The sequence below is a fragment of the Bradyrhizobium sp. Kon69 genome (genome assembly GCF_055807515.1).
In genome coordinates this window covers 1-14,837 of the sequence record NZ_JBVVOS010000028.1, presented here as the reverse complement: position 1 = coordinate 14,837, position 14,837 = coordinate 1, and the positions used below count along the sequence as shown (strand labels likewise).

Sequence of the window (14,837 nt, the reverse complement as noted above, 5' to 3'; positions counted from 1 at the left end):
GCCTGTCGTTCTAGGACTAGGTGTTCAGTTCCGAGGTCAAGTGGATGGGATCGAGCCGAAAGCGGTCTGGCTCGTTACCCAAGCTGTACAGATGGCCTCGTAGGGTGTGAGGCCGCGTAGTGTCTTCAGCCGCTTGGCGAGGTTGTAGCCGTCGATCTTCGGACCCATCGGCGCATCGTGAACAAAGGTCCGCTTGCGCCACTTGGAGACTGTTTTCTGATTAAGGGCGTGCCGGGCGGCTAGATCTTTGAGCGGAGCTTTCGATAGCTGTATTGCCGCTCGGTTGGCGTGCGTGGTCGTGGCGCTGCCGTGAAGTATCTGTCCCATAACTCCTCCCGGAATGAGGGATCAGCTTGGCTGGTTTCCCCCACGACCAGACACCTAGCCATGGTGGGGCTTGCGATTCCATTCGACCTCTCTGCGCGAAATCAGGAGGTGGAGCATCTTGTACGCCCGGTATGCCCGCACGATTACCAGCACCAGTAGAGCCTTCGCCTTCGCCATTACACCGTCGACGCGGTCGCTGGCAAAAATCTTGACCCAATCGAGGGCGGGGGAGAGCAGTACGGCTGCAGCTCGCAACAGCCATAAAGCTTGCCATTTTGCTGTGTGTCTTCCGGCGTTTACCGCGTGCTGGATATGCCGATCCCATTTGACAAGCAGTTCGTGCAGAGTTTCTCGGGCCGGATGAAAGACAATCATACCGGAAACGTAGTTGAACGTGTACCCGGCAGAACAGGCGCGTTGTCCCCAGTCGATATCTTCGGCGATATCAATTCCACGAAACGGGCCGATCCGCCCAAAATCCGATCTTCTGACGACCAAATTGCCGGTGCCGCAAAACCCGTGCTGCTCGATGTAGAGCTTGAAGCGGTACGCGAACACGCTTTCATACGCTTCGAGAGCGGTAATCGGCAGATTTGGCTCTCGCCATATCCTCACGTCGCCGCCTAAAATTGTTTGCGCTGGCGCCCGGTCCAAGGTTTCGAAGGCGCACCCGAGCCAATCCTTGTGCGCGCGGCAATCAGCATCAATGAAAGCAAGTATCTCGCCGCTGGCGGCGTCAACCCCCCTATTGCGAGCCGGTCCGGGACCGGGTTTGGCTTCTTGTAGAAGAAGAGTTCCCGGATATCGCTCGATGACCTGCCAAGGAAGCGAGGCGGAGCCGTTATCGACGACGATGATTTCGAATGAGGTTCGATCCAGGCTTTGCGCACTCAGGCTTGCAAGACATGCCGCCAGTTGGTCAGGCTGGTTGAGGTGAGGAATGATGACGGAGATAGAGGGTTTAGGGGGCTTCATCGTCTGCTTTCTCCGGGCACCATCCAAAACGTGGGCATTCAAGGCCTGCTATCAATTTTAACCGAAAAATTATTATCGCTGTTGACAAGATAATAATATAATTAAATAAATGAGCACGGATTATTATTGAAATCAGTTGGTGCGCCAACGGCGCGTTTTTTAATCGATTTAGGAGCCTAGCATGCGGGCAGATCTGCTGGGATGTTCCGTCGACATTTTAACCATGACCGAAACCGTCGAGCGAGTGCAGGAGGCAATGCGCGATCGGCGGCGCCTCCATCATGTCGCGTTGAACGTCGCAAAATTCGTAAATATGCGTTCGGATAACATCCTCCGTTCAGACGTGCTGGGCAGCGACCTGATCGGCATCGACGGCATGGGCATCGTCCTCGCGCTCCGGATGCTCGGGGTTCCGGTCCAGGAGCGTGTCACCGGCATCGATCTATGCTGGCAGGTGCTCTCGGTTTGCGCGCGCGACGGGTTCCGGCCATTCCTGCTGGGTGCGACCCCTGATGTCTTGCATCGTGCTGCCGGTGTCATTGAGAAGCAGTTTCCGTCGCTCCAGATCGCCGGCTCGAGGGATGGCTACTTCCGTACCGATCAAGAGGAAGAGGTCGTCCAGCAGATTATCGACAGCAAGGCCGACTGTCTGTTCATCGCTATGCCGACGCCACGCAAGGAGCGGTTTCTTTCCGCACATAAGGACCGGCTCTCTGTGCCGTTTATTATGGGCGTTGGGGGCTCGCTCGACGTCATCGCGGGACATGTGCGGCGAGCCCCGCCTCTCATGCAGTCAATGGGACTTGAATGGCTCTATCGGGTCTATCAGGAGCCGCGTCGAATGTGGTGGCGATACACCAAGACCAACGTCATGTTCGCGGCAATACTGGTTCGCGCCTTCCTCAGCCAGCAAAGCATTGGCCCTGGTCGACTGTCTCGTTCTGGTTGAGGAGGCGTCGCGCGTGACGAAGCGAATATTTGTCTTGTTTGGGACGCGGCCTGAAGCCATCAAACTCTTTCCCGTCGTAAAGGAGCTTCAGGCCCTCGGCGCGATTGATGTGACGGTGTGCGTGACGGCCCAGCATCGCGAGATGCTGGACCAGGTGTTGCGCCTCGTGAAGATCGTTCCCGACATCGACCTCGATCTGATGAAGAAAAATCAGACCTTGGACGAGTTGAGCAGCAGGATCTTGCTTTCCGTTGGCGAAGCGCTCGACCGGGTCCGCCCCGATCGGGTGGTCGTGCAGGGGGATACGGCCACCGCAATGATGGGTTCCCTGGCGGCCTACTATCGGCGCATTCCCGTTGCGCATGTCGAAGCGGGTCTTCGCAGCGGTAACATTTATGCTCCTTGGCCCGAAGAGGTGAACCGAAAGATCATCGGAACGATCGCGGATCAGCATTTCGCCCCGACTAGGCTCGCTGCCGACGTGTTGCTAAAGGAGAATATTCCTGCGGACAGGATCCACGTTACGGGCAATACGATTGTCGATGCGCTGGTGGCGACCAAGGCATTCGTCGAGGCCGATCCGCAGCTGTCGCGACGTTGGGATGATCTCAAAAAGCGGCGAGGCAGCCGACGTATCGTTCTCGTGACCACGCACCGGCGCGAGAATTTTGGCCAGGGGATGGATTGCATCGCTGATGCTCTTGAGCGAATTCTCGAGCGAGAAGACGTGATGCTGATTCTGCCCATGCATCTCAACCCGAATGTTCGAAATGTTCTGCAGGGCCGATTGTCGGGGCATCCACGCGCCGAAATCATCGAGCCGCAGGAGTACGCCGACTTTGTCGGTCTGCTTTCCATGGCTCATATCGTGTTGACAGACTCCGGTGGTATCCAGGAGGAGGCCCCCTCGCTCGGAAAACCGGTCCTCGTCATGCGCGATACTACGGAGCGCCCAGAGGGTGTGCTGGCCGGGACCGCCCGGCTCGTCGGGACCAGCCGCGACCGGATTGTCGCCGAGACATTCTCACTACTTGATGATCCGTCCCACTATTCGGAAATGTCGCGTGCGCATAATCCGTTCGGGGATGGTCACGCCAGCACGCGAATTGTGAAGGTAATGCTAAATGGCTGAGTTTCAGAATATTGTCGTGGTCGGGTTGGGATATATCGGTTTGCCCACGGCCGCTGTCATTGCCAGCCGTGGCATGCAGGTCGTGGGTGTCGACGTCAACGAGCGTGTGGTCAAGACCGTCGCCTCGGGTTCGATCCACATCGCAGAGCCCGACCTGGAAGGTCTCGTTCAAAAGGTTGTGACGGCGGGATCTCTAAGGGTTGCAAAAGATCCGCCAAACGCAGACGTCTTCATGATCGCGGTCCCCACACCCATCGACGAGGAAAAGCGAGCAGACCTCAAAAGCGTGATGAGCGCTGTGGAGAGTATTGCCGGAGTTATACGCCCTGGCAATCTGGTGATTCTGGAATCAACCGTGCCGATCGGGACAACCGAAGCCGTTGCAAAGCGGATCACCGATCTTCGGCCCGACCTGAAAATCGGTTTGGCCGATGGGGACGAACAGGCAATCTCGGTGGCCTATTGCCCGGAGCGCGTCTTGCCCGGACGAATCCTAACCGAACTGGTCCACAATGATCGATGCATTGGAGGCGTGACGCCTCATTGCGCCCGAAGAGCGCAGCGGTTCTACAAAACGTTCGTGAGAGGTGCGTGCGTTCCGACCAGTGCCCGTGCCGCAGAAATGGTCAAACTGACTGAAAATGCGTTCCGCGATACGAATATTGCGTTTGCAAACGAGCTCTCCCTGATCTGTGATCGTTACAAAATTAATGTTTGGGAGGTCATCGATCTCGCCAATCGCCATCCCCGCGTTAATGTCCTGCGCCCCGGTCCTGGAGTGGGCGGGCACTGCATCGCGATCGATCCCTGGTTCATCGTCGACTCGGCGCCCGATCTCGCGCGCCTCATTAAGACGAGCCGTGAAGTCAATGATTCAAAGATCTCATGGACCGTGGAGCGAGCCATGGCCCTGATCGAGGAGCATCCTTACGCGAACGTGGCGTGTTGCGGCTTGGCATTCAAGGCGAACGTAGACGATCTCAGGGAAAGCCCGGCCCTGGAAGTGGCGCATCAGCTCGCCGAGCGTTATGGAGGTCGCGTGAAAATCGTCGAACCGAATATTCGCGAACTGCCCGCGAGTATTTCCAAGCACGGTGCCACCCTGACCGACCTCAATGAAGCCATCAAGACGTGCGATGTAGCGATCGTCCTGGTCGATCACGACGATTTCAAGCTCGTTCCTCTCGCTGAGCGCCGCCACCTCGCAGTTATCGATATGCGCGGGATTTGGCAGGATATGCCCGATAGGAGCTCGGGTGCGTCTCGGTGAAACGAAGCGTTCACCGCGCACCGAATCGCAGGGTATGGAAAGACGCGCGTGACATTGCTTAGGACGTGGACGGAACGTGTCTTCGTCGGTGGCCTGGCGCCGCTAGTCGTGTTCGGCTCGCGGTTTGTCGGCAATATTATCCTATCGAGATTGCTTGCGCCGGACGAGTTCGGGACGGCGATTGCGATTGGCGTCGTCTTGAGTCTTGGCGGCCTTGCGACCGACGTTGCGCTGGACCGTTTCGTCATGATCAATGGATCGGCGCGAGCGCTGGCGACGGCACACCTGTTGTCGTTAACCAATGGCGTCTTGCTTACAATCTTGCTCGTGGTCTGTTCGCCATTATCCGCTCGGCTGTTCGGGGTGCCCGATTTCTCATCGAGTTTTGCCTGGGCAGCCTGCATCTCGATGATTGGGTCGTTTGGTCACTTGAGTACCAAACAAATTCAGCGGACCTATAATTATGGCCCGGACACCATTGCCCAAGTCGTGGCCAACCTCACCTCGGTTGTCGTTCTACTTTTCGCTGCGGCAACGCTGCGCAATCATTGGGCGATCATCGTAAGCATGGCGTTCCAATGGACGGTTTATGTTGGCCTGTCTCATGCGCTTGCGCGTTCTCCATACCGGGTTCGCTTTAACAAGACCAAGCTACGACAAGCTCTCGCGTTCGGACTCCCTCTGACGCTCAATGGGATTGGTCTCGCCATCATGTCCCAACTCGACCGCGTCCTGGTCGGATATTGGTTCGGTGTGAGGGAGCTAGGCACATACGCTGTCATGTTCAGTATGAGCGTGATTCCGACGCACTTGATCGTGAACGTTCTCGGCGGGCCTGGGTTTTCATTTCTGCTCGCCGATAATGCTAATGTGGCACTCCGGCAGGAACGCTATCGCGTCTTACAAGGCGTCTATTCAGTTATAACAAGTCTTTACGCGCTCTGGATGGTGCTAACTCTCGACGGAATTATCCCGCTCATATACGGGAAGTCCTTTGCGATCAGCGCGCTGGCTCATGTCCTCTTCGTGCTGATCGCTTGCCTGAGACTTCAGCGCTCGGGCGCACCAACTTCACTTCTCTTGGCGGGTGGCCGTACGAAGCAGCTCGCGGTCTTGAACTTGTCGTCTGGCTTCGGATTGCTTTTCGCGGCAGGCTGCATAGCTATTTGGCCGCGTCTGGAGTCCATGCTCGTGGGCATAGCAATCGGGGAGTTCATCTCTTTCTTGGTCTTCTTTGCATCACTGGGCGACAAGCAGTCTCGCCGAGGGCCGGCGGTGGTCATGCGGGACGTGATATCAGCCATCTTTGTGCCAGCCACGCTTGCCGCTTTTCTTGCGCTTGAACCGGATCCGACGTGGCCGGCGCGCGGAATGCTCTTTCTGCTGGGGCTCGGACTTATTGGTTCGCAAGTGTGGTTCGAATTGCACACCAACCGCAGTCTTCGCGGGGCGCTTTCTAACGCTATTGGCGACTGGCTCGTGCGGCGCCGGTCTGTTCAAACATAGAGGATCGGCGTTGGATTAAGCATTCGAATCCCTAATCTTTGCGGATGATCGGTACTCCGCGTAAGGTACCATGAGGCCATCAATCGATGTTGTTGCAGTCAAGCGTCACCGAAGGCAGGGACAACAGCTTCAACGTTCTGAGAATGATCGCCGCCGGTGCGGTCTTGATCTCGCACGCCTATCCGCTCTCGTTCGGTCCCGGGACGTCGGAGCCTCTTGAGACAGCCCTTCGAATGACGTTGGGCACGCTCGCTGTACTGACGTTCTTTGCTATTTCCGGATATTTTATTTCCCTGAGCTTCCACAATCGGCGAAGTTTCGTACACTTCGCGACCGCGAGGGCATTGCGAATTTACCCGGGTCTGCTTTGCGTGCTGGTACTCACCGCGCTTATACTCGGTCCAGCAACCACCAAGATTGGATTAGCCCGGTATCTGTCGGATCAAGAGACGTTCCTGTACATACCGAGAAATCTTGCTCTCTGGCCGCTGCAATTCGGTTTGCCCGGCGTATTCGTAGAGAATCCGTATCCCGTAGCGATCAACGGGTCGCTTTGGACGCTTGTCTACGAGGTGCTTTGCTACATCATGCTCACGGTCGTGGGTCTCGCGGGCCTCACCTCCAATTGGCGTCGCTATGCGCTGTTTCTGGCCGTTTACGCCTTCTGGTATATTGCGAGCATCCCACTAATCCGGGAAGACTACCCGCACATCACAATCCTTCGAAATCTGCATCTGCTGTCCTTACCCTTCGTCGCGGGCATGACGATCTTCCAGTTTCGTGATCGAATGCAGTTGCGGCTTCTCATCGTCACTTTATTGGCGTTGGTGACGGCCATCTCCTACGGTCGACCGTGGTTTCACGAGTTGTTTGTCGTGTCGTGGTCGTACACCATTTTCTACATCGGCTTTCTGAAATGCCGACTATTGTTTGCATATAACCGACTAGGTGATTACTCCTACGGTATGTATATTTACGCTTTTCCCGTCGAGCAGATCATTGCGTCTCTTTACGTCAAGAGCACGCCGGTCATGATGGTCGCGATGTCCATGCCGATAACGGTAGTCCTGGCCGTTGTTTCCTGGCATTTCGTGGAGGAGAGAGCTCTCGCGCAAAAGGGGGCCGTGGCCGTTTGGCTGACGCGAGGCATCAACGCGACCTATGTGAGGCTCTCGCAGCAGAGGCAAATCGATGAGCATTAGTCCTGGTGCCCTCGTAAGGCGAGTTTGAAGCATGGATTACTATCACTTTGTTCGGCGTGAGATTGAACCGCTATTGCCACCTAATCCGACTAGGATACTCGAGGTGGGCGCGGGGGCGGGGGGCACGCTGAAGTGGCTAAAGGCCCAGTATCCAGGCGCAGAGACTACGGCGGTCGAACTAAATTCGGATCTGCGCGACGAGCTGACACAGAACGTGGATGTCGCACTTATCGGTCCGATTGAAGATGTCCTGCCCGCACTGAAAACTTACGATCTGATCTTGCTCCTTGACGTGCTCGAACATCTGACCGACTCGGTCGGAGTGCTTCGGAAGCTCTCGAGCCTTCTGGTCCCCGGAGGGCATATCATCGTTTCAGTGCCAAATATTGCGCATCTGAGTGTCTCGCTGCCACTCCTGCTGACGCGACGTTTCACCTATCAGGATTCCGGTATCCTCGACCGTACGCATCTCAGGTTCTTCGTCGAGAGTTCGGCGGTGAAGCTTCTCAACGATGCAAGTTTGACGGTGATCGCAGGTTTGATGTCCGGAATGCAAGGCCCGCGGGCGAGGTTGATGAATATGCTTTCCCTGGGCGGTTTGCAGCATCATTTGGCAAAGCAATACATCATGCTTGGTCAGCAAACCGCCGGTCAGATTTCGCAACCGCCGGTGGCTTGGAAGCCCGCAAGGTAAGGTCTGCGCTAGGCTTCGTTGTTTGATTTGCGTTTGATCGTTCGTTCTGCTCCGAGAAGCTATGGCAGCGTCTCTTTCACTAACGCTTGAGTTGCCACCTGCGATCTGGCAGAGAGCAACTCCGTCGGTCATCGGGTTATCGCTCTGGCCCGGTCAGGATAGCGAACATTGGCTTTGAAGGATCCCCGTTATGGACGGTTCGCGTATCATTAGACGAAGCGTCTTGACGGGTTTGATCAACCTGATCGCGGCACCTGCAATCGTGCGAGCTGCGACTGCCTTATCGTCGAATGAAACGGCTGTCCCATCGGTCGCGGATTCTGGCAGCCAGGATGCGCCGGCCGGGGTAGCGCAATATCCAACATATTTCACCAGCTTGAACGGAATTTCGCCGTATCCGGTCCGTCCACCCTGGCCCGTCGCCGGGGTGGATTATCGCGTGGGGGTAAGTGCTGGTGTCAAGTTGAAGGATCCGGCAAGCATCATGCCGAATGTAGCCTCTCGTTCGGGAACGAACCCGATCGTGCTGCGGCTCGAAGCTGACGACGTTGTCCTCGATGGTTACGATTTTACGATGGGAGGTTGGTGGCAAATTCGAAGCAACGGCCATGCCAATCTAACGATCTCGAACTCCAGGCTTCAAAACCTCTGTATCGACATAGATACCGGCCCGTTGACAGTTAAATATTGCGAGATCGACGGGCTGGGCTCGGCAGGGGAAACAGTCTTCGGTTGCCTGGCCTTTTTGCGAACCGGCGTAACGTCCTTCTGGAGGTATAACTGGTTACATAGTGCGCAGAATGATTTCATCGACTTGGCGACGTCCGATATCGATGCGCGCTTCAATCTATTCGACACCATGGGCTATGAAGCCGGCGCTCACGCCGATGCGATACAATTCGCGGGTGACGGCAGGGCCAACAACATAAAGATCCTATTCAACACCTACGTTCATATGGTTGCGACCAAAGCGAGTCCGAGCAGTTTCATCGACCTGGAGACGCAACTCGGGTCAGGCACGCAAGTGATGAATGGACCGGAAGTTGCGTACAATACCGCGTCGAATACAGCCGTCGGGGGACTTAGGGGGAGCACCTTTTTCCGGGTATCTCAGGTCAAAGGCACGATAGCGGACGCCTATGTCCACGATAACTTTGCGGATCTGACGAATATGATCGGGGTCATTTCGACGACCCCGTCGCCGGGCCAAGGGTACCGTAAGAGCGGCAACACCCTCTTGAGATCCGGACAACGCTTCTAGAGCGCCATAGAGTTGCCCACGCGTTGTACAAAGGCGCTGGGTTACGGCCTCACGATTGGCACTAATCTGCCAATCGGGCCGCCGGTTGCAAATCCTGCTGCCGAAACCCGGAGGCCGGGCTCCTGCAGTGGTTCTCTCGACGGGAGCGGGTAGGCGTCTCGACGGAAGTAACGTTACAGTTTCACCGCGGCAATGATCCCGAAGCGATCGTTGAACCTGAGGAGGGCTGTCAGCGGTTAGCGTGTATTGCCAGCGGTCATGCGGGATCCATTTAGCGGGATAGTCGCGCGGCAAAGACATTATGTTCGTGGACAAGGGCGTTGGCAAAGCAGCTCCAGGATCGGCAGATACTTGGATGCAAGGTCTCCGGCGGCCGGATGGAAAACGCCTATTTAACACGTCGGAACATGTTTTTCCGGGCCACGCTCGACAGTTTGCGCGCTCATTGGCGCCGACTGCTTCGAGGCTCCTTGGAGGCAAACACATTGTCGGCTGGAGAAGCAGTATTAATGATATTATTTAAACGACTCTACCGATTAAATTTGACGATGTCGTCCCCTCACGTGATATTCTAGGGCTACGAGGGGGATACCGTTAACCGCGGATATCGAGTGAAATGAGACCGTCGGCGTCCGCAGTCGTGACCCATCTTCCGGGCAGGCAACCGGCCTCGATTTCGGGGCGCGCGTCTGCGCTTCCGTTCATGGTCACTGCAATTGTCGTCGGCCTGTTCCTGCCTGAGGAACTTTCTTTCTATATATTCGGGCTGAGGCTGACTGTCGTTAGGCTGCTCTGTCTGTTGCTGGCGCCGATCCTGATTGTGAAGGGACTACAGAAGGCATCGGCTGGACGCTACAGATTCGTGCTATCGGATCTTCTTGTCCTCCTAGCCGGGTTCTGGCTGGTCTATGGACCCGCCAACGTCGACGATCCGGTATCGGCGCTCAATCATGCCGGCCCCACAATTCTTGAGTTTGGCGTCGCCTACATGGCGACCAGAATTCTGTTGTCTGAGCGCGGTCATGCGCTGGCTTTAGCCAACCTGCTTTGTCGAGCAATTGCAGTGGTTGCGCTCGTCGGGGCGCTCGATCCTGTGACTAACCATCGGTTCGCGCACGATCTGGCCGCCGCAATCGCAGGCCCGATGCATAGCATCGATTCCTGGGACGACGCCTATCGCCTTGGTTTGCTGAGGGCGACAGGAACAATCGAGCATCCTATTCTGTTTGGCTTTATCTCCACGATCGGCATACTTATCGCGGCCTCGGTCCCTGTCCCCGGGCGGTTCTTCGTCATTGGGGCGTGCGGGCTCGGAGCCGTCCTGGCCTTTTCGTCGGCACCGCTTCAGGTGATGATTATCGGGTTCATTCTGCTTGCCTACAATTCGATGTTTTCACGTATGGCTGGCCGCTGGCTGGTTCTGGTCGCGATAGGTATACTTGCGGTTAGCGCTGCGTTCGTGATCAGCAATAATCCCGTCGGGTTCATAATCTCGAACCTGACCTTCTCGCCCGAGTCCGGCTATTACCGCGAATGGACTTGGCACATGGTCACTCTTTACGTGTCACAATCGCCCTGGTTCGGGCTTGGGTTTGGTAAGCTCCCGGATGAGATAGACCATTCCATCGATTCTTTATGGCTCGTGCTGTCGATCCAGTCTGGCTATCCTGGGGCTGTGCTGGTCGGGCTTTCGTTGATGGGGGCCGCTCCAATTGGGAGTCGTGGGCAACACCTGACGCCGACCGAGAAGAAGCTCGCAACGATCGTTGGGATCGTGCTTTTTCTCACTCTCTACATTGCATTCACCGTGCACATATGGGGATCCGGTTGGATTTTGACCGGCCTCCTGATTGGCCTGAAGGCGCATTTGACTGAATTGAATCGCTTGATTGATCCTCGCCGCTCCGGTTTGGCGTCCTGAGAACTCTCGTACAAGTCAGATCGTTGCGAGCTTCGTGAGGGTGCGCCCGCAATGGTTTGAAAGGATGTCGCGATGCACTTTACGTTCTCGAAGTTGATTGGCTTCTTTCTTGTCCCTTCTAATGTCATTGCCTCCTTCGCAGTGCTGGCGCTGATCCTGCTTACTTTTCGCCGCCGAAGCGCGATGCTGTTTGCCGCACTGTCTCTGGCTGTCTTGGCGGCCGGAGGCTTGTCACCGATCGGAAATATGCTCCTGACGCCTCTCGAGCAGCGATTCCCGGAGATGACGCTTCCTCGCGAGCAGGTCGATGGGATCATTGTGCTTGGCGGATCGTATGACTCACAAAGCCACGGCTATCTCAGCACCATCGTTCTCCGAGACGATACAGAGCCGATGGCGGTCATGGTTGCCTTGGCCAAAAGATACCCAGCGGCTAAGATCATCTTCTCTGGCGGGACAGATGGCGTCGACGGCCCAAGTGAGGCATCGGTCGTCAAGCAGTACTTCATTTCGTTCGGAATTGCGGCGGATCGCATTCTGGTCGAAGGGAATTCGCTGACGACAGCGGAGAACGCGCGGTATACGGCGCACCTCATCAATCCACGGCCTGGATCGAATTGGCTCCTTGTAACCTCCTCCTACCATATGCCACGAGCGATCGGTGCCTTCCGAAAGGTTGGCTTTGATGTGTTCGCCTTCTCGGTGGGGTCGCGGACCCATGGCTGGCAGGAGATGTGGGTGCCGGAAGACACGGCCACGGACAATTTGCGACGTGTCGATATCGCCGTCCACGAATGGTTGGGATTGCTGATCTATCGGTTGTCAGGTCGGTCCGATGAGTGGTTTGCACGATGAGGGCCAATCCGTGCAATTAGGGGGGCGCCCAGGCTGGGGCTGGCTCTCACGCTTAGTCGGGCCGGCGCTGGTTGAGGCGTCTGTTTGTGTGTTTGGCGCCTTCCTCGTCCACCGCATCACTTGGGCGATCTCCATATTGAGCGTCAACAAGGGGCGGCGCGTCGAGATCTATAAAATCAATGATTGCCCTCTCGGCAGCTCCCATGAAGAGCGTTGGATGCCTGCGACGATTTGAATCATCAACATTGACCAATCACCTGTGCGAGCGCCCGTATGCTCTGATTCGTGATGGGGCTGAATCGAGGCATTTTCCACTAGTCGGCCGATTTCTCAGCGGACGACACCTTCAAGCAGCTGTCTTATTTAAAGTAGATTTAAAAACCCATTTAATTCGGCCGTTCTGTAAAAAAGAACCTATTTCGCTTAGGCGCTTTTAGCAAGCGTGGCGGATTGGCGGCGTTGTTGTCCTTTTTTACTTCGTTCAATGATTCAGTTGTGCGAAATATTCACCGGCACGTTTCGTAGGAAGTCCTAGAAATCGTCTTAAAAAAGACCAGACCGAGGATCAGTCGAGGAGTTGGGTTTGGGGTAACAGCTCATCAGGTTTAAAGCGCAGGGGTGCGCAACTTGAGCGGCTGAGGCGGGAATTCCAAACGTGCGTGAACAAAGGGGCCAAATTTGACTCGCAAAACGCATCCATCCGTGCAGTTTGATCATGCCGAGCGCCACAGCTCTTCAGATATCATCGCGTCGATTGAAGCCGCGGCGGCTGACGCATTGATGGCCATCCGATCGACGGGTGCTGCATCTCGGATGGCAATCGCCCAGTCTCTTCATCGCGACGTGTTTCATCACGGGCATACGGCCGAGCTTGACCAAGGGGTAGGTTTGCGGTCGGACGCGAATAGCGAGGTGGGCTCGGGTTCGCCGAGCGATGTCACGATCGTCGATACGCCCGCTCATTCCTTGGCCCCGACGGTGGAGGTCGCTGGTAGCGGAGGTGCGTCCGCGGATGCCGGCGCTCAGCTTGCCGTGGTCTCGGACGGTGGCACTCTGGAGCTCTCGTCTTCATTCTCGGGTGCCGTCGCATTCGACGGAGCGACCGGCACCCTCAAGATCGACGATTCCTCGACATTCAGCGGCAAAATTGCCGGTCAACTTGCTATCGGCGATGTCATTGATCTTGCGGACGTCACAGCTGGCGCAAACGCGCAGATCAGTTACACCGGCAACAACTCGCCTGGCATACTCACGGTCAGCGACGGCACGCATACCGCCAGTATTGAGTTGCTGGGCAACTATTCGCTGGCGAACTTCGCGGCATCGAGCGACGGTCACGGTGGCACGTTGATCGTCGATCCTCCGCTGGTTGGCGATGGTTCTGCTGGAGCGCCTGGCGGAGGCCCGCAATTGGCTGGAATATTGGACGGCTACACTGTGCGCCCTTCCTGGGAAGTGGCCGGCGTCGACTATGCCGTCGGCATTACCGCGGGCACCGTCCTGAAGGACCCTTCAACAATAAAAATGGCTGGGGTTTCAGTTAACTCCTCGCTCCATCAGGTCACGGTCACGGGGGGCAACGTCACGCTTGACGGTTACGACTTCTCGCTCGCCGGCGGTTGGTCCGTCATCACGCAGGCTGCGAATACGACGATTTCCAATTCCAACTTCAAGATTGGATCAAACAGCAATTTCACGATCTACGGAGACAACGGCTCTTCAAATCTGACGGTCAAGAATTGCGTCATCGACGGCAATATGCAGTCGGATCAGCTCAACAACGGTCTCATTTACACAAGTACGTCGGGCCTCACCGTTGAGTATACGCTGCTCAAGAATGCCTATTCCGATTTTATCCAGGCACAGGGTGGTGGGCAGGTCACCATCAAGTACAATGTGCTGAATGACAACGGGAACGTTAATGCGCATCCCGATTGGCTTCAGACAATGGGGAGCAATCCCTTCACTGAAACCATCATGTACAACACTGTGTACCAAACCGTCGTGTCAAATTCGGACGGTACACAGGGCTTCATGCTCAATGACAACGGTTCGACGGTCACGAGCGCGGAACTGGCTTATAATACGATCATAGCCCTTCCGGGCTCCAACGTCGGCGTCATGACGACGGTCAATGGGGGATCGAGTCTGGCTGGAACCGTGCTGATCCACGATAATTTCGCCGATACGCGAGGGGGCACTTTCGGCAACGAAAGCTTCTTCTCCGATCCGACTTATTCCCCCAATGCCAAGTACTACAACAACACCAATATGGAGACGGGTGGGCTGTATTTCCAGAACATCACACCTTCGCCAACCGCACCTGTCGGGGCTCAGACGAACTCCGCAAGACCTGTTGTGACACATTCGACGTTGGTGCCGACCGTAACTGTCACGAGTGAGACAGTGAGTGGGGACGCAGTCACGCTAAAGGGGCAGGCGAGCTCTGGTTCCTGGATTAGCGGTTATACCATACAGATTTTTGATGGCGCGACGCAGATCGGTCTGATCGACACCGATTCATCCGGTGCCTGGACTTTTACGGCGACGCTATCTGCCGGGACGCATAGCCTGACGGCAAAGGCAAACAACTTTTTCGGCTATGTCAGCGCGCCTTCTCAGGCGGTGAGCGCGGTCATTGCCGGATCCGGAACCTCGAGCCCGACCCCGCCTGCGGCGCCGACGATCGCTTCGTTCACGACCGACAGCGGTGTTGTCGGCGACCACATCACCAACGACAACACG

Annotated in this window: 10 protein-coding genes and 3 pseudogenes; 10 read left to right on the top strand and 3 right to left on the bottom strand. The window is 56.2% G+C overall.

The window, feature by feature from the left end; genetic code table 11:
- Positions 1-16: 16 nt before the first annotated feature.
- The 3 genes and pseudogenes from AC0L3U_RS30450 to AC0L3U_RS30440 form a co-directional block, all read right to left on the bottom strand.
- Positions 17-156 (bottom strand): annotated as a pseudogene (locus tag AC0L3U_RS30450) (IS481 family transposase); the annotation flags it as partial.
- A pseudogene (locus AC0L3U_RS30445) lies at positions 157-327 on the bottom strand (IS481 family transposase); the annotation flags it as partial.
- Positions 328-381: 54 nt separating this feature from the next.
- Positions 382-1,344: a glycosyltransferase family 2 protein gene (locus tag AC0L3U_RS30440; RefSeq protein ID WP_456765690.1), complete on the bottom strand. Its 963-nt coding sequence runs from the start codon at positions 1,342-1,344 to the stop codon at positions 382-384.
- A 139-nt stretch (positions 1,345-1,483) separates the two neighbouring features.
- Here AC0L3U_RS30440 and AC0L3U_RS30435 point away from each other — a divergent pair, with 139 nt between their 5' ends.
- The 10 genes and pseudogenes from AC0L3U_RS30435 to AC0L3U_RS30390 form a co-directional block, all read left to right on the top strand.
- Complete coding sequence (locus tag AC0L3U_RS30435; protein WP_473294099.1) at positions 1,484-2,251, top strand: WecB/TagA/CpsF family glycosyltransferase; 768 nt, start codon at positions 1,484-1,486, stop codon at positions 2,249-2,251.
- Positions 2,252-2,264: 13 nt separating this feature from the next.
- Entirely contained in the window at positions 2,265-3,383 is a 1,119-nt protein-coding gene (wecB, locus tag AC0L3U_RS30430) for a non-hydrolyzing UDP-N-acetylglucosamine 2-epimerase (protein WP_473364281.1), read from the top strand.
- On the top strand, positions 3,376-4,653 hold the full coding sequence (wecC, locus tag AC0L3U_RS30425) for a UDP-N-acetyl-D-mannosamine dehydrogenase (RefSeq protein WP_007606849.1): 1,278 nt from the start codon (positions 3,376-3,378) through the stop codon (positions 4,651-4,653). The genes wecB and wecC overlap by 8 nt, the downstream gene beginning before the upstream one ends.
- Positions 4,654-4,701: 48 nt before the next feature.
- Positions 4,702-6,159, top strand: a complete 1,458-nt coding sequence (locus AC0L3U_RS30420) for an oligosaccharide flippase family protein (protein ID WP_007606850.1) — start codon at positions 4,702-4,704, stop codon at positions 6,157-6,159.
- A gap of 86 nt (positions 6,160-6,245) precedes the next feature.
- Positions 6,246-7,361, top strand: coding sequence for an acyltransferase family protein (locus AC0L3U_RS30415; protein WP_456765688.1), 1,116 nt, complete (start codon positions 6,246-6,248; stop codon positions 7,359-7,361).
- A 31-nt stretch (positions 7,362-7,392) separates the two neighbouring features.
- Positions 7,393-8,055, top strand: a complete 663-nt coding sequence (locus tag AC0L3U_RS30410; RefSeq protein WP_007606852.1) for a class I SAM-dependent methyltransferase — start codon at positions 7,393-7,395, stop codon at positions 8,053-8,055.
- A gap of 223 nt (positions 8,056-8,278) precedes the next feature.
- Positions 8,279-9,316 carry a hypothetical protein gene (locus AC0L3U_RS30405; protein WP_473294100.1) on the top strand — a complete coding sequence of 346 codons (1,038 nt, stop codon included), beginning with the start codon at positions 8,279-8,281 and terminating at the stop codon, positions 9,314-9,316.
- A 640-nt stretch (positions 9,317-9,956) separates the two neighbouring features.
- Positions 9,957-11,237, top strand: a complete 1,281-nt coding sequence (locus AC0L3U_RS30400) for a hypothetical protein (RefSeq protein ID WP_157234066.1) — start codon at positions 9,957-9,959, stop codon at positions 11,235-11,237.
- 72 nt (positions 11,238-11,309) lie between these two features.
- Positions 11,310-12,092: a YdcF family protein gene (locus AC0L3U_RS30395; RefSeq protein ID WP_473364280.1), complete on the top strand. Its 783-nt coding sequence runs from the start codon at positions 11,310-11,312 to the stop codon at positions 12,090-12,092.
- 678 nt (positions 12,093-12,770) lie between these two features.
- Positions 12,771-14,837 (top strand): annotated as a pseudogene (locus AC0L3U_RS30390) (hypothetical protein); the annotation flags it as partial.

What these genes read in the sequence shown, in the direction of transcription:
- AC0L3U_RS30395 (WP_473364280.1), top strand. Translation starts at nt 11,310, where the DNA reads ATGCACTTTACGTTCTCGAAGTTGATTGGCTTCTTTCTTGTCCCTTCT.
- AC0L3U_RS30415 (WP_456765688.1), top strand. Translation starts at nt 6,246, where the DNA reads ATGTTGTTGCAGTCAAGCGTCACCGAAGGCAGGGACAACAGCTTCAAC.
- AC0L3U_RS30435 (WP_473294099.1), top strand. Translation starts at nt 1,484, where the DNA reads ATGCGGGCAGATCTGCTGGGATGTTCCGTCGACATTTTAACCATGACC.
- wecC (WP_007606849.1), top strand. Translation starts at nt 3,376, where the DNA reads ATGGCTGAGTTTCAGAATATTGTCGTGGTCGGGTTGGGATATATCGGT.
- AC0L3U_RS30410 (WP_007606852.1), top strand. Translation starts at nt 7,393, where the DNA reads ATGGATTACTATCACTTTGTTCGGCGTGAGATTGAACCGCTATTGCCA.